Source organism: Streptomyces sp. NPDC002853, from assembly GCF_053591915.1.
On sequence record NZ_JBSFUS010000010.1, the window covers coordinates 99,299 to 113,726 of the forward strand.

At 69.7% G+C, this 14,428-nt stretch carries 13 protein-coding genes; 9 read left to right on the top strand and 4 right to left on the bottom strand.

The genetic code is table 11. From position 1 onward, the window contains the following. Positions 1 to 26 precede the first annotated feature (26 nt). The 3 genes from ACWD02_RS27375 (at position 27) to ACWD02_RS27385 (ending at position 2,250) form a co-directional block, all read left to right on the top strand. Positions 27 to 1,004, top strand: coding sequence for an NAD(P)H-quinone oxidoreductase (locus ACWD02_RS27375; RefSeq protein WP_451215074.1), 978 nt, complete (start codon positions 27 to 29; stop codon positions 1,002 to 1,004). A gap of 140 nt (positions 1,005 to 1,144) precedes the next feature. Then, positions 1,145 to 1,537: a hypothetical protein gene (locus tag ACWD02_RS27380; RefSeq protein WP_451215075.1), complete on the top strand. Its 393-nt coding sequence runs from the start codon at positions 1,145 to 1,147 to the stop codon at positions 1,535 to 1,537. 170 nt (positions 1,538 to 1,707) lie between these two features. Continuing rightward, positions 1,708 to 2,250: a bacterial proteasome activator family protein gene (locus ACWD02_RS27385; RefSeq protein WP_451215076.1), complete on the top strand. Its 543-nt coding sequence runs from the start codon at positions 1,708 to 1,710 to the stop codon at positions 2,248 to 2,250. A gap of 87 nt (positions 2,251 to 2,337) precedes the next feature. Here ACWD02_RS27385 and ACWD02_RS27390 read toward each other — a convergent pair whose 3' ends face one another. Next, positions 2,338 to 3,987: a protein kinase domain-containing protein gene (locus ACWD02_RS27390; RefSeq protein ID WP_451215077.1), complete on the bottom strand. Its 1,650-nt coding sequence runs from the start codon at positions 3,985 to 3,987 to the stop codon at positions 2,338 to 2,340. A gap of 296 nt (positions 3,988 to 4,283) precedes the next feature. Between ACWD02_RS27390 and ACWD02_RS27395 the strand changes: the two genes are divergently transcribed. Then, a complete protein-coding gene (locus ACWD02_RS27395; protein WP_451215078.1) occupies positions 4,284 to 5,870 on the top strand; it encodes a protein kinase domain-containing protein in 1,587 nt (528 codons plus the stop codon). A gap of 88 nt (positions 5,871 to 5,958) precedes the next feature. Here ACWD02_RS27395 and ACWD02_RS27400 read toward each other — a convergent pair whose 3' ends face one another. Further along, positions 5,959 to 6,420 (bottom strand): pyridoxamine 5'-phosphate oxidase family protein, encoded by a 462-nt coding sequence (locus ACWD02_RS27400; protein WP_451215079.1) that lies wholly within the window; start codon positions 6,418 to 6,420, stop codon positions 5,959 to 5,961. Between the two features lie 112 nt (positions 6,421 to 6,532). Further along, positions 6,533 to 7,195, bottom strand: coding sequence for a response regulator (locus ACWD02_RS27405; protein ID WP_160506163.1), 663 nt, complete (start codon positions 7,193 to 7,195; stop codon positions 6,533 to 6,535). A gap of 382 nt (positions 7,196 to 7,577) precedes the next feature. Between ACWD02_RS27405 and pdhA the strand changes: the two genes are divergently transcribed. The 3 genes from pdhA to ACWD02_RS27420 are packed head-to-tail and all read left to right on the top strand — an operon-like array spanning position 7,578 to position 11,295. Next, entirely contained in the window at positions 7,578 to 8,783 is a 1,206-nt protein-coding gene (gene pdhA / locus ACWD02_RS27410; RefSeq protein WP_451215080.1) for a pyruvate dehydrogenase (acetyl-transferring) E1 component subunit alpha, read from the top strand. Positions 8,784 to 8,785: 2 nt separating this feature from the next. Continuing rightward, complete coding sequence (locus ACWD02_RS27415; protein ID WP_451215335.1) at positions 8,786 to 9,766, top strand: alpha-ketoacid dehydrogenase subunit beta; 981 nt, start codon at positions 8,786 to 8,788, stop codon at positions 9,764 to 9,766. Between the two features lie 11 nt (positions 9,767 to 9,777). Next, complete coding sequence (locus ACWD02_RS27420; protein ID WP_451215081.1) at positions 9,778 to 11,295, top strand: dihydrolipoamide acetyltransferase family protein; 1,518 nt, start codon at positions 9,778 to 9,780, stop codon at positions 11,293 to 11,295. A gap of 74 nt (positions 11,296 to 11,369) precedes the next feature. Here the strand turns inward: ACWD02_RS27420 and ACWD02_RS27425 are convergent, their stop codons facing one another. After that, positions 11,370 to 12,260 (bottom strand): D-alanyl-D-alanine carboxypeptidase family protein, encoded by an 891-nt coding sequence (locus tag ACWD02_RS27425; RefSeq protein WP_451215082.1) that lies wholly within the window; start codon positions 12,258 to 12,260, stop codon positions 11,370 to 11,372. A 177-nt stretch (positions 12,261 to 12,437) separates the two neighbouring features. On the opposite strand from ACWD02_RS27425, the gene ACWD02_RS27430 reads away from it, so the two are divergent. Beyond that, positions 12,438 to 13,124: a GntR family transcriptional regulator gene (locus tag ACWD02_RS27430; RefSeq protein ID WP_451215083.1), complete on the top strand. Its 687-nt coding sequence runs from the start codon at positions 12,438 to 12,440 to the stop codon at positions 13,122 to 13,124. Then, on the top strand, positions 13,121 to 14,428 hold the full coding sequence (locus tag ACWD02_RS27435; protein ID WP_451215084.1) for an MFS transporter: 1,308 nt from the start codon (positions 13,121 to 13,123) through the stop codon (positions 14,426 to 14,428). Before ACWD02_RS27430 ends, ACWD02_RS27435 begins: the two co-directional genes overlap by 4 nt.

The window sequence follows — 14,428 nt, forward strand, 5'->3', positions numbered from 1 at the left end:
AAAGCGCAGGGAGTAGCCTCGCCCGCATGTATGCGATCACGATCCCCGAAGCCGGCGGACCCGAAGCGCTCGTGTGGGCCGAGGTCCCCGATCCCGTACCCGGTGAGGGTGAGGTGCTGGTCGACGTCGTGGCCAGCGCCGTGAACCGCGCCGACCTGCTCCAGCGCCAGGGCTTCTACAACCCGCCACCCGGGTCGTCGCCCTATCCGGGGCTCGAGTGCGCGGGCCGTGTCACGGACATCGGGCCGGGCGTCTCCGGTTGGAAGATCGGCGACGAGGTGTGCGCGTTGCTCGCCGGAGGCGGTTACGCCGAGCAGGTCGTCGTCCCCGCGGGGCAGCTGCTGCCCGTGCCCGACGGCGTCGACCTCGTCACGGCGGCCGCGCTGCCCGAGGTGACCTCGACCGTCTGGTCCAACGTCTTCATGATTTCCCACCTCCGGCCCGGCGAGACGTTCCTCGTGCACGGCGGCTCCAGCGGTATCGGCACCATGGCGATCCAGTTGGCGAAGGCCGTCGGCGCCAAGGTGGCGGTCACGGCGGGCACCAAGGAGAAGCTCGACTTCTGCGCGGAGCTCGGGGCGGACATCCTCGTCAACTACCGCGAGCAGGACTTCGTCGAGGAGATCAAGAAGGCCACGGACGGCGCGGGCGCGGACGTCATCCTCGACAACATGGGCGCCAAGTACCTGGACCGGAACGTGCAGGCCCTCGCCACCAACGGCCGCCTCGCGATCATCGGCATGCAGGGCGGCGTCAAGGGCGAGCTGAACATCGCCACGCTCCTCAACAAGCGCGCCGCCGTCACCGCGACGTCGCTGCGGGGCCGGCCCGCGGAGGAGAAGGCGACCATCGTCGCTGCCGTGCGCGAGCACGTGTGGCCGCTGATCGCCACCGGTCACGTACGCCCGATCGTCGACCAGACCGTGCCGATGAGTGACGCGGCCGCCGCCCACCGCGTGCTGGAGGAGAGCAGCCACATCGGGAAGGTGCTGCTGGTGCGCTAGCCGCACCGCGGGGTGACCGGGGTGACCGGGGTGACCGGGGTGACCGGTGAGCACTCGAGATGCCGGACAAGCGTCGCCATGTGACGCTTGCTCCAGCTTCAGTGATCTCTCCGACCCGGTAACGGGAGGGAGCCGGCGCGGTGACCCCATGGCTTCGCCCCTTGTTGATCCTGACGGTGCTGACGGCCGTCTCCCCCATCTCCCTCTCGTACGCGGTCGAACCCTCTCCCGGCGGGACCCGCGCCGGGAGCGTCTCCGGCGAAGGCCGTGCCAGGCCCGGCCGCGACGAACCCCCGCCGTCGGTCGCGGCGTCCGAACCGCCCCGCAGGCCACCCCGGCAGATCTCCACGCCCGCCGCCACCCCGGCCCCCGAGGTGTGGCCCCAGGGGCGGGCGACCGCCGCGTCCGACGTCACCCGCCGGACGGCCGCCGAACCCGTCGTGCCCGCCCTTCGCGTCCTGCCGCTCGGCAGCGGCCTGGTCCTCATCGGCCTCGGTCTCGGATTCTTCGCCGTGCGGCTGCGCCGCGGCTGACACGTACGGAGGGCTGACACAGACGGAGTGCTGAGACGTCGGAGTGCTGACACGTACGGAGTGCCGGCACAGACGGAGGTCTGACACGTCCGGCCCCTTCGTACACGGTGGATCAGCGGCAAATGGGGGCACCACCGATGTGTGATGTACGGGTGCGAGAGAATGGCGGCATGGAGATGCCGAGGAACGAAAGGTCCCCCGAGAGCCCGCAGGTCCTGGTCGTGGGCCAGGACGGAATGGCACTCGGTGGCGGCGGAGACGACGAATCCCGCGAGGTCCCGGTGACGGACATGGTCGAACAGCCGGCGAAGGTCATGCGCATCGGCAGCATGATCAAGCAGTTGCTCGAGGAGGTGCGGGCGGCACCTCTCGACGAGGCGAGCCGAGTGCGCCTCAAGGAGATCCACGCCAGTTCGGTCAAGGAGCTCGAGGACGGTCTCGCCCCCGAGCTCGTCGAGGAACTGGAGCGGCTCTCCCTCCCCTTCACCGACGACGGAGTACCCAGCGACGCCGAACTGCGCATCGCGCAGGCTCAGCTGGTGGGCTGGCTCGAGGGGCTCTTCCACGGGATCCAGACGGCCCTCTTCGCGCAGCAGATGGCGGCGCGGGCGCAGCTCGAATCGATGCGGCGCGCACTGCCGCCCGGTGTGGGCGCCGGCGAGGAGGAAGAGGACGGCGGCATCGCGGGACGGACCGGAGGGCCTTACCTCTAGGCGGTGGCCGCACAGGACGACGCGAAGGGCCCGGTCACCTTGTGACCGGGCCCTTCGCGTCGGATCATGTCGGTTGCCGCGACCGCGTCAGGCCGGGTTGCCCGTGGAGATCGTGAACTCGATCTCGACGTCGTCCGGGTCGACGTCGGAGCCTTCCTTGGGGGACTGCATCATGACCATGTCCTCCCCGTAGGTGTTCTCGTCCACCGTGCGCTTGTCGAACTGCCAGCCGGCCGCCTGCAGGCACTTCTGCACCGAGCGCCAGTCCTTGAACGTGAAGTCAGGGACCTTGATCTTGTTCTCGTCGTTGTACGCCGTGTCGGGCTCGGTGCACTCTTCGGTCTCGATCGTCTGCGACCTGTCAGGACCTCGGTGCCCCGCCACCGGCGCGTTCGACTCCTTCTCTTCCTTGCCGCCCTTGCCGCCGTCGTCGCCGCTCAGGGAGACCGCCGCGATCACGCCGCCGATGGCGAGCAGCGCGACGACGATCGAGCCGACGACCACCGGCATGTTCCGCTTGCCGCCGCCGCCCGAGCCGCCGCTCTGCACGGACGTCTGCGAGGGCTGCGGCGAGAGCGTGTACGGCGGCGGGGTCTGCGAGGACTGCGGGGCGTACGCGTTCGTGGGCGCCGGGGTTTGGTAGCCGCCCTGCTGCGGATAGCCGTACCCCGGGGTCACGGGCCCGGGGGCCGGGGTGGGCGGGCCGTACGGACCGGTCTGGGGTCCCGTTTGGTACGGCGTCTGGACGCCGCCCTGCTGCGGGAGCGAGGAGTCGACCGGCGGGAAGACCGCGGCGCCGACGCCCGCGCCGCTCGCGGTCTGGGCGCCCGGCACGATGCTCGGCGCGGCCGCCTGCAGGGACTGGGCGACGCGCAGGCACTCGTCGCGCATCGCCTCGGCGGTGGGGAAGCGCTCGTTCGGGTTCTTCTTCAGCGCGCGGGCGACGATCGCGTCCACCGCGGGCGGCAGCGAGCGGTTGATGGAGGACGGAGCGACCGGCTCCTCCTGTACGTGCGCGTAGGCGATGGCCAGCGGCGAGTCCGCCTCGAAGGGCAGCCGTCCGGTGGTCAGCTGGAACAGCATGATGCCGACGGAGTAGAGGTCGGACCGGGCGTCGACGCCGCGGCCGAGGGCCTGCTCCGGGGAGAGGTACTGGGGGGTGCCGACGACCATGCCGGTCTGCGTCATGGAGGTGACGCCGGACTGCATGGCGCGGGCGATGCCGAAGTCCATGACCTTGACGACGTTGCGCTTCGTCATCATCACGTTGCCGGGCTTGATGTCGCGGTGGACCAGGCCCATCTCGTGGCTGATCTCGAGAGCGGCGAGCACATCGGCGGTGATCTTCAGCGCCTGGTCGGTCGGCATCGCGCCGAACTGGGTGACGGACGCGTCGAGCACGGAGCCGAGCGGCTTGCCCTCCACGTACTCCATGACGATGTACGGCATCGTCGCGCCGTCCAGTTCGTCCTCGCCGGTGTCGAAGACCGAGACGATGTTCGTGTGCGTGAGCTTGGCCACCGACTGGGCCTCGCGGCGGAAGCGCTCGCGGAAGGACTGCTCGCGGCCGAGCTCGGTGTGAAGCGTCTTGATCGCGACTTGACGGTCGAGCACGGAGTCGTACGCCAGGTGCACGGAGGCCATGCCGCCTTCACCGAGAAGATCGCGCAGCTGGTACCGGCCACCGGCCAGCGAGCGCCCCGCATACCGTCCCTGTGCGCCGTCCTGGCTGCTCATGTCGTGCGTCCCCCATCGGCGCGGTGTGCCGGACGGCTCCGCGATCGGTGATCGATTCCCGCTATTCCTGGCCAAGTCTGCCCGAGGGCACCGACACGTCAAGCTCGATGCCCGTTCCGTGACCGTACGCGCAAGAAGCGTCTCGGAAGCGTTACAAGTTTGCGCGCGGGGGCACTCGGCGGGTTTGATGTCCGGTCCACCTCGAACCGCCGTACCGCGCGAAGGCTGTAGCGTGGCCCGGCGGGGTTCCCCCGCGTACCACCGAGCACCACGACCAGAAACGACGGCGAGGACTGATGGCACAGACGCAGCGCGCTCAGGGCCCGTCCGACCCCGAGGCGACTGGCGGCGGTATGTCAGATGCGCCGGAGTTGTGGGGCAACGGCGGGCTTGTAGGGGATGGCCGGTATCGGCTGACCCACAGACTCGGCCGGGGCGGCATGGCCGAGGTGTTCGCGGCCGAGGACGTACGACTCGGGCGTACGGTCGCCGTCAAACTGCTCCGCTCCGACCTCGCCGAGGACCCGGTCTCCAAGGCCCGCTTCACGCGCGAGGCCCAGTCGGTGGCGGGGCTCAACCACCACGCCGTGGTGGCGGTCTACGACTCCGGTGAGGACGCCGTCGGGCCCAGCGTCGTCCCGTACATCGTCATGGAGATCGTCGAGGGCCGGACGATCCGCGATCTCCTGCTCAACGCGGAGGCGCCGGGCCCCGAGCAGGCGCTGATCATCGTCTCCGGGGTGCTCGAGGCGCTCGCGTACTCGCACCAGCACGGCATCGTGCACCGCGACATCAAGCCCGCGAACGTGATCATCACCAACACCGGCGCGGTCAAGGTGATGGACTTCGGCATCGCCCGTGCGCTGCACGGCGCCCAGTCGACGATGACCCAGACCGGCATGGTCATGGGCACGCCCCAGTACCTCTCCCCGGAGCAGGCGCTCGGCAAGGCCGTCGACCACCGTTCCGACCTGTACGCGACCGGCTGTCTGCTCTACGAACTCCTCGCGCTGCGGCCCCCGTTCACCGGTGAGACGCCGCTCTCCGTCGTGTACCAGCACGTCCAGGACATCCCGGTCCCGCCGTCCGAGACCTCGGACGCGGCGCCGCCGGAGCTCGACGGCCTCGTGATGCGCTCGCTCGCCAAGGACCCGGACGACCGGTTCCAGACGGCCGAGGAGATGCGCGGCCTGGTCCAGTACGGGCTGCAGATGCTGCACGAGCAGGGCAGCCACACCGGGACCTGGAACACCGGCCCCGTCGATGTGGCTGGCATGCACGAAGGCGGCAGCACTCCGGCGATGGGCGTCACGGGCGCCGCCGCGATGCAGCACCCGGGCGACTCCGGCACCGCGCAGATCCCCGGCGCCATGCTGCGTCCGCCGGGCGGCGACGACGGCGGTTTCGAGGGCGGTCACCGCGACGGCAAGGGCGGTGGCGGCCGGGGCAAGGTGTGGATCCTCGTCGTGCTCGCGATCATCGCGATCGCCGTGGGTGTCGCGTTCGCGCTGTCGGCGGCGGACGACAAGACGAAGGACAAGGACACCCCGACCAAGGAGCCGACGAAGCAGTCGGAGTCCAAGAAGCCGAGCAAGAGCGCGGACGAGGAGACCTCGGACGAGACCGCGACGCCCGGCGACGGGTCCGGCGGTCAGGGCGACTGGACGCCGGAGCAGCCGAACACCACCGGCCCGACGGCTCCCACGACGCCCACCGAGAGCCAGCCGACGGACGACCCGACGGAGCCGACGGACGAGCCCACCGAGCCGACGGACGACCCGACGACGCCGAGCGGTGAGCCCAGCGATCCGGACACCGAGGACCCGCCGGTGACGAACGGCGGCACCGGCGAGGTCGCCGGCGGCAACGAGGGCGAAGGCTGAGCCGAGCCGCACGGCCCGTAGAACGAGACACACGCGCGCGTGGAGCCCCGAAAGGGCCCCACGCGCGCGTGTTCGTTCCCCGCCCGCTCTACCTGGCGGGTGCGCTCGTCGAGAAGCTGCGCCGGGGCTCTCGCCGCCGGCCGCCGCCGTGCAGGGTGTGCACCGTGGCCAGCTGCGGCTCTATGCGCAGGTAGACGGGGTCGTAGAGCTCGCCGTCCACGTAATGCGGGCCAGGGCCGAAGAGTTCCAGCTCGGCGGTGGTCGGCTCGATGGCCTCGCACAGGCCCACGAACTGCACGGTCCACTGTCCCGTGCGCGCGGTCTCGGCGCTGAGGTTGTCCGCCCCGTAGGCGACGACGCTGCCGATGCAGGCCTCGTGGTACCCGTATCCCTTGTGCATCCGCAGCAGAATCCGCCCGTCCACGACGACGTGGCGGGCCGCGGCGAGGAAGGGCAGCGCGCGCATGCTGGTCGCGACCCGGCCGTAGTCGGTGCGGCCGAGCAGTTCGAAGGCGAGCCGTTCGTCCTGTTCCTGATCGTCGGAGGGCATGCGTCCACCCTCTGGCACCGGCGGGGGGCCGGGGAAGGGGATCTGGCCCCTAGGGGACGGGGACGTTGGTCCCGTTCGGATCACCAACGGTGACGCACGGTGACGAGAAGCGTCAGTGCTGCTGTTCCGCCTGCATACGGGCCACGTAGGCGGCCGCCTGGGAGCGGCGCTCCATGCCGAGCTTGGAGAGCAGGCTGGAGACGTAGTTCTTGATCGTCTTTTCGGCGAGGTGCAGCCGTTCGCCGATCACCCGGTTGGTCAGACCCTCGCCGATCAGGTCCAGGATCTTGCGCTCCTGGTCCGTGAGGTTCGACAGACGGTCGTCGCCCTTGGGGGTGTTTCCGTCCCGCAGCCGCTCCAGGACGCGGGCCGTGGCGACGGGGTCGAGCAGGGACTTTCCGGCTGCCACGTCACGTACGGCGGAGAGGAGCTCATTGCCGCGAATGGCCTTCAGGACATAACCCGAAGCGCCCGCCATGATCGCGTCGAAGAGAGCCTCGTCGTCGGCGAACGAGGTGAGCATCAGGCATTTGATGTCCTCGTTCTGGGAACGGATCTCGCGGCAGACCTCCACACCGCTGCCGTCCGGAAGGCGCACGTCGAGAACGGCCACGTCCGGCCGTGTCGCAGGGATCCTGACCAGGGCGTCCGCCGCTGTTCCGGCCTCTCCGACGACCTCGATGTCGGATTCCACGGAGAGCAGCTCGTGGACTCCTCGCCGCACCACTTCATGGTCGTCGAGGAGAAATACCGTAATTTTTCCGTCTTCGCGCACGGAGTCAGTCTCACACACGATCTCTCCCGCTGCCTGAGCTGAACTCTTCCCGTGCGCGGGGTGGCCGGGATAACGTGCCGGTGTTCCGGCCCCCTGCCAGGCTGTGATCAGTGCTGTGACCAGGAACTGTTCCCGACTTTCTGGATTTACTCGGTAATCCAAGCAGTCAGATACTTGGAAATCCAAGCAAATTCGCAGGTCAGATGGGGTTTCACAGAAATGGGAAGCACTGGGTAACGTGCATTGTGCAGGGCGCTCGCCGGGGCACCTGTCACGCCTGTTCCCGGCCGAGTCGCACCCACCCCGTGCGCGGGCACGGATCAGGCGAGCCGCACTGGCTTACCCGGTAACCCCCGGGGGCCGGACCGACGGAGGAGCACACGTGACCGTGGAGAGCACCGCCGCGCGCACACCGCGCCGCAGCACGACCAGCGGCGGCAAGCGCGCAAGCGCCAAGAAGGCCGCGCCGAAGAAGAGCACGGCCGGCGCCAAGAGCACGGAACCCCAGCTTGTCCAGCTGCTGACGCCTGAGGGCAAGCGGGTCAAGCACGCGGACAACGCCGTGTACGACTCGTACGTCGCGGACATCACCGCCGACGAGCTGCGCGCCCTGTACCGCGACATGGTTCTCACCCGCCGCTTCGACGCCGAGGCCACCTCCCTGCAGCGCCAGGGCGAGCTGGGCCTGTGGGCCTCGCTGCTCGGCCAGGAAGCCGCCCAGATCGGCTCGGGCCGCGCCACCCGCGACGACGACTACGTCTTCCCCACCTACCGCGAGCACGGCGTCGCCTGGTGCCGCGGGGTGGACCCGACGAACCTGCTCGGCATGTTCCGCGGCGTGAACAACGGTGGCTGGGACCCGAACACCAACAACTTCCACCTGTACACGATCGTCATCGGCTCGCAGACCCTGCACGCCACCGGCTACGCCATGGGCGTGGCCAAGGACGGCGCGGACTCGGCGGTGGTCGCGTACTTCGGGGACGGCGCCTCCAGCCAGGGCGACGTCGCCGAGGCGTTCACCTTCTCCGCGGTCTACAACGCTCCCGTCGTGTTCTTCTGCCAGAACAACCAGTGGGCGATCTCCGAGCCCACCGAGAAGCAGACCCGGGTGCCGCTCTACCAGCGCGCACAGGGCTACGGCTTCCCCGGTGTGCGGGTCGACGGCAACGACGTCCTCGCCGTGCTCGCCGTCACCAAGTGGGCCCTGGAGAGGGCGCGTACGGGCGAGGGCCCGGCGCTCATCGAGGCGTTCACCTACCGCATGGGCGCGCACACCACGTCCGACGACCCGACCAAGTACCGCAACGACGACGAGCGCGAGGCCTGGGAGGCCAAGGACCCGATCCTGCGCCTGCGGACCTATCTCGAGTCCGAAGGTCACGCTGATGAGGGATTCTTCGCGGAACTCGATGCGGAGAGCGAAGCGTTGGGAAAGCGAGTGCGAGAGGTGGTGCGGGCGATGCCGGATCCGGATCTGATGGCGATCTTCGAGAACGCGTATGCGGACGGGCATGCGCTGGTCGACGAGGAGCGCGCGCAGTTCGCCGCGTACCAGGCGTCCTTCGCTGAAGAAGGCGGTAAGTGACCATGGGCGTACAGAAGCTTCCCCTCGCCAAAGCGATCAACGAATCGCTGCGCAAGGCGCTCGACACCGACCCCAAGGTCCTCATCATGGGCGAGGACGTCGGCAAGCTCGGCGGCGTCTTCCGGGTGACGGACGGGCTCCAGAAGGACTTCGGCGAGGACCGTGTCATCGACACCCCGCTCGCCGAGTCGGGCATCGTCGGCACGGCCATCGGCCTGGCCCTGCGGGGCTACCGCCCGGTGGTGGAGATCCAGTTCGACGGCTTCGTCTTCCCGGCGTACGACCAGATCGTCACGCAGCTCGCGAAGATGCACGCCCGCGCGCTCGGCAAGATCAAGATGCCGGTCGTCATCCGCATTCCGTACGGCGGCGGAATCGGCGCCGTCGAGCACCACAGCGAGTCGCCCGAGGCGCTGTTCGCGCACGTGGCGGGCCTGAAGGTCGTTTCGCCCTCGAACTCGTCGGACGCCTACTGGATGATGCAGCAGGCCATCCAGAGCGACGACCCGGTGATCTTCTTCGAGCCGAAGCGGCGCTACTGGGACAAGGGCGAGGTCGACACGGACGCCATCCCGGCGCCGCTGCACAAGGCCCGGGTCGCCCGCGAGGGCACGGACCTGACGCTCGTCGCGTACGGCCCGATGGTGAAGGTCTGTCTGGAGGCCGCGGCGGCCGCAGCCGAGGAGGGCAAGTCCCTTGAGGTCGTGGACCTGCGCTCCATGTCGCCGATGGACTTCGACGCGGTGCAGGCCTCGGTCGAGAAGACGCGGCGGCTCGTCGTGGTCCACGAGGCCCCCGTCTTCCTGGGTGCGGGCGCGGAGATCGCCGCGCGCATCACCGAGCGGTGCTTCTACCACCTCGAAGCTCCCGTGCTGCGGGTCGGCGGCTTCCACGCGCCGTATCCGCCCGCGCGGTTGGAAGAGGAGTACCTGCCGGGCCTCGACCGGGTGCTCGACACTGTCGACCGCTCGCTGGCGTACTGAGGGAGAGGGTCGTGACGACGATGACAAGTACTGCGCTCGCCGAGTTCAAGATGCCCGACGTGGGCGAGGGGCTCACCGAGGCAGAGATCCTCAAGTGGTTCGTTGCTCCCGGTGACACGGTCACCGACGGGCAGGTGGTGTGCGAGGTCGAGACGGCCAAGGCCGCCGTGGAACTGCCCATTCCGTTCAACGGTGTCGTGAGCGAACTGCGCTTCCCCGAGGGCACCACGGTCGATGTCGGCCAGGTGATCATCTCGGTGGACGTGTCCGGCGGAAGCGCGTCCGCCGCGCCTGCCGCCCCCGCTGAGGCCGCCGCTCCCGCCGAGGCCGCGGCTCCGGCGCAGGCGGCTCCCGCCGAGGTGGCTCCTGCCGAGGTGGCTCCTGCCGAGGAGCCCGCTCCCGAGGGCCGGCAGCCCGTGCTCGTGGGCTACGGGGTCGCCGAGTCCTCGACGAAGCGCCGTGCGCGCAAGGCCGCTTCGGAGCAGGCGGAGGCCGCCGGGACGTACTACGCGGCAGCGGTCCAGGCCGAGCTGAACGGCTCCGGTTCGGCGGCCGCCGCCGCGCCCGCCGCCCCCGTCGGCAGCCGGCCGCTGGCCAAGCCGCCGGTGCGCAAGCTCGCCAAGGACCTGGGAGTTGACCTCGCGGCCATCGTCCCGTCCGGCCCCGACGGGATCATCACGCGCGAGGACGTGCACGCGGCGGTGGCTCCGGCCTCCGCCCCGGCCGCCGCCTCCGCCCCGGCCCCGGTATCCGCGCCGGAGCAGGTGCCGGCCGAGGCCGAAGCCGCCGCTCCCGACGGAGCAGCCGCCCCCGCGGTCGGCGCCGGCGCCCGCGAGACCCGTATCCCCGTCAAGGGCGTGCGCAAGGCCATCGCCCAGGCGATGGTCGGCTCGGCCTTCACGGCACCGCACGTCACGGAGTTCGTGACGGTGGACGTGACGCGGACGATGAAGCTGGTCGAGGAGCTGAAGCAGGACAAGGCCTTCGCGGGTCTGCGCGTGAATCCGCTCCTGCTGATCTCCAAGGCGCTGCTCGTGGCGATCCGGCGCAACCCGGCCGTCAACGCGGCCTGGGACGAGGCGAACCAGGAGATCGTCCAGAAGCACTACGTGAACCTGGGCATCGCCGCCGCGACCCCGCGCGGCCTGATCGTGCCGAACATCAAGGACGCGCAGGCCCAGACGCTGCCGGAACTGGCCGAGTCCCTCGGTGAGTTGGTGTCCACCGCCCGCGAGGGCAAGACGTCGCCGGCCGCGATGCAGGGCGGCACGGTGACGATCACGAACGTCGGCGTCTTCGGCGTCGACACCGGCACGCCGATCCTGAACCCCGGCGAGTCCGCGATCCTCGCGGTCGGCGCGATCAAGCTCCAGCCCTGGGTCCACAAGGGTAAGGTCAAGCCGCGTCAGGTGACGACGCTCGCGCTCTCCTTCGACCACCGCCTGGTCGACGGCGAGCTCGGCTCCAAGGTGCTTGCCGATGTGGCGGCGATCCTGGAGCAGCCCAAGCGCCTCATCACCTGGGCGTAGACCCGGAGATCACGTCAGAGGGGGCCCGCCGCGTGCAACGCGGCGGGCCCCCTTCGACGTAAGTCCGCGGGTGCCTACTTCTTGAAGCCGTAGTCCATCAGCTTCTTCGCGTCCTTCGTGCGATTGGCCGACGAGGTCGAGGTGAGGACCGTGCCGATGACCGTCTTGCCGCTGCGCGTCGCGGCGAAGACCAGGCAGTACTTGGCCTGCGGGCCGGACCCCGTCTTCACGCCGATGGCGCCGCTGTAGCTGCCGAGCAGGGTGTTCGTGTTCGACCACGACATGTAGCGGTAGCCGCCGCTCTTCGTGGTGACCTTCTGCTTCGTCGACTTCGTCTTCACGACCGTACGGAACGTGGAGCTCTTCATCGCGCTGCTGGCGAGCTTCGTCAGGTCGCGGGGCGTGGAGTAGTTGCTTCCGTTGCCGATGCCGTCGAACGAGTCGAAGTGGGTGTTCGTCATGCCGAGGCTCCTGGCCTGCGCGTTCATCTTGCCGATGAACGACTTCACGCGGGCGGAGCGGGTGGTGCCCTTGCCGAACTTGTCCGCGAGGGCGTACGCCGCGTCGCAGCCGGACGGCAGCATCAAGCCGTACAGGAGCTGGCGGACGGTGACCTTGTCGCCGACGATGAGCCGGGCGGACGAGGCGGTGTTCCTGACGATGTAGTCGCTGTAGGCCTTTTCGACCTTGACCTTGGTGTTGAGGTTCAGGTTCGGCTGCGAGAGCACCACCTTCGCCGTCATGATCTTGGTGGTCGAGCCCGTCGAACGGCGGGTGTCCGCGGCCTTGGTGAAGAGCGTCTTGCCCGTGCCGTTGTTCATGACGTAGCCGCCCTTGGCGGCGATCGACGGCTTCGGCAGTGCGGCCGCATGGGCCGGGGTCGTGAGGGCTCCGCCCGCGATTACCGCACCCGCAGTGACGATTACGGCCGATGCGCGGCGAATGCCCTTAATGGGGGTGTTCAAGTTGAATGCTCCAAATGCCCCTGGAATGCGGCCACATGAGGGTGCCGCTCGATAGTGAGACACACGGGAGGGGCAAATGGATGCGCCCTGAGCGCCGTCAATTCAGGGTGATGTGGGTGATGTCCGGATCGTGGAATGGACGACCTCATGGGTACGTGTTGTATCTATGCTGTGCGCATGCCTGTCGCACCCGTCTCGTCCCCCTCCCGGGCCCCTGCTCGCCCCCTGAAGCAGCCACCCGCCGCGGAGCGGGTGTACGCGCACGTCAAGCAGGGCGTGCTCGACCGTCGGTACGAGGGCGGCACGCTTCTCACCGAGGGCGAGCTCGCCGAGGCCGTCGGGGTGTCCCGCACCCCGGTGCGCGAGGCCCTCCTGAAGCTGGAGGTGGAGGGGCTCCTTCGGCTCTACCCGAAGAAGGGCGCGCTGGTCCTGCCGGTGTCCGTGCAGGAGATCGCCGATGTCGTCGAGACGCGGCTTCTGGTCGAGACACACTCGGTGCGCAAGGCGGTGCCTGCGCCTTCGGCGCTGATCGCCCGCCTGGAGGAGCTGCTGCGGCAGCAGCGGGAGCAGGCCGCAGCCGGGGACTTCTCCGCTGCCGCCGTGACCGACCGGTGCTTCCACGCGGAGATCGTGCGCAGCGGGGGGAACGAGATCCTGTCCCGCCTGTACGACCAGCTCCGCGACCGGCAGCTGCGGATGGGCGTCGCCGTGATGCACTCCCACCCCGACCGGATCGCCAAGACGCTCGCCGAGCACGAGGAGATCCTGGACGCGTTGCGCGCCGGGGACGCGGAAGCGGCCGAGGCGGTCGTCACCCGGCACGTCGGGTGGTTCCAGAACCTTGCCAGGGGCGAGGTCCGATGAGCGCGACCTCCGCCCCCCTCTCCCTCCCCGGCGATCCCCCCGGCGGCAAGAAGGCGATGCTCGTCTGGGGCATCGGTGTCGCCGTCTACTTCGTCGCCGTCATCTTCCGGACCTCCCTCGGCGTCGCCGGGCTCGACGCCGCCGACCGCTTCCACGTCAACGCGTCCGCGCTCTCGACCTTCTCGATCCTCCAGCTGCTCGTCTACGCGGGCATGCAGATACCCGTCGGCCTGATGGTCGACCGGCTCGGCACCAAGCGCGTGCTGACCATCGGAGTCGTGCTCTTCACGCTGGGACAGCTCGGCTTCGCCTTCTCCCCCTCGTACGGAATGGCGCTCGCGTCCCGCGCGCTCCTCGGCTGCGGGGACGCGCTGACCTTCATCAGCGTGCTGCGCCTGGGCACCCGCTGGTTCCCGGCCCGGCGCGGCCCGCTGGTCGCCCAGCTCGCCGGTTTGGTCGGCATGGCGGGCAACCTCGTCTCCACCCTCGTCCTCGCCCGGCTCCTGCACTCCGTCGGCTGGACCGCCGCCTTCGCGGGCAGCGCGCTCTGCGGCGTCGTCGTCCTCGTCCTGATGACGCTGTTCCTCAAGGACCACCCCGAGGGGCACGAGCCGGAGCCGGTGCGGCACACCGGCGGGGCCTTCGTGCGCAAGCAGATCGCCCTGAGCTGGCGCGAGCCCGGCACCCGGCTCGGCCTCTGGGTGCACTTCACCACCCAGTTCCCCGCGATGGTGTTCCTGCTCCTGTGGGGCCTGCCGTTCCTCGTCGAGGCGCAGGGCCTCTCGCGCGGGACGGCCGGGGCGCTGCTCACCCTCGTCGTGCTGTCCAACATGGTGGTGGGCCTGGTCTACGGCCAGATCGTCGCCCGGCACCACGCGGCCCGCACACCCCTTGCCATCGGCACCGTCGCCATGACGGCCGCGATGTGGGCGATCACGATCCACTACCCCGGCGACCACGCCCCGATGGGCCTGCTCATCGCGCTGTGCACCGTGCTCGGCGCCTGCGGCCCCGCATCCATGATCGGCTTCGACTTCGCGCGACCCGCGAACCCGCCGGAGCGTCAGGGCACCGCGTCCGGCATCGTCAACATGGGCGGCTTCGTCGCCTCCATGACGACGCTCCTTGCCATCGGCGTGCTCCTGGACGCGACCGGCGACAACTACCGGATCGCCTTCTCCGCCGTCTTCGTCCTCGAAGCGGTCGGCCTCAGCCAGATCCTGCGGCTGCGGACGCGCGCGGTGCGCAGGGAGAAGGAACGTCTGGTCGCCAGCCGCGTCGAGGCAGTCCACGTACCCGTCTGA

Bases quoted from the DNA above. Each gene is read 5' to 3' on its own strand.
- ACWD02_RS27375 (WP_451215074.1), top strand. From the start codon at position 27: ATGTATGCGATCACGATCCCCGAAGCCGGCGGACCCGAAGCGCTCGTG.
- ACWD02_RS27385 (WP_451215076.1), top strand. From the start codon at position 1,708: ATGGAGATGCCGAGGAACGAAAGGTCCCCCGAGAGCCCGCAGGTCCTG.
- ACWD02_RS27390 (WP_451215077.1), bottom strand. From the start codon at position 3,987: ATGAGCAGCCAGGACGGCGCACAGGGACGGTATGCGGGGCGCTCGCTG.
- ACWD02_RS27395 (WP_451215078.1), top strand. From the start codon at position 4,284: ATGGCACAGACGCAGCGCGCTCAGGGCCCGTCCGACCCCGAGGCGACT.
- ACWD02_RS27400 (WP_451215079.1), bottom strand. From the start codon at position 6,420: ATGCCCTCCGACGATCAGGAACAGGACGAACGGCTCGCCTTCGAACTG.
- ACWD02_RS27415 (WP_451215335.1), top strand. From the start codon at position 8,786: ATGGGCGTACAGAAGCTTCCCCTCGCCAAAGCGATCAACGAATCGCTG.
- ACWD02_RS27430 (WP_451215083.1), top strand. From the start codon at position 12,438: ATGCCTGTCGCACCCGTCTCGTCCCCCTCCCGGGCCCCTGCTCGCCCC.
- ACWD02_RS27435 (WP_451215084.1), top strand. From the start codon at position 13,121: ATGAGCGCGACCTCCGCCCCCCTCTCCCTCCCCGGCGATCCCCCCGGC.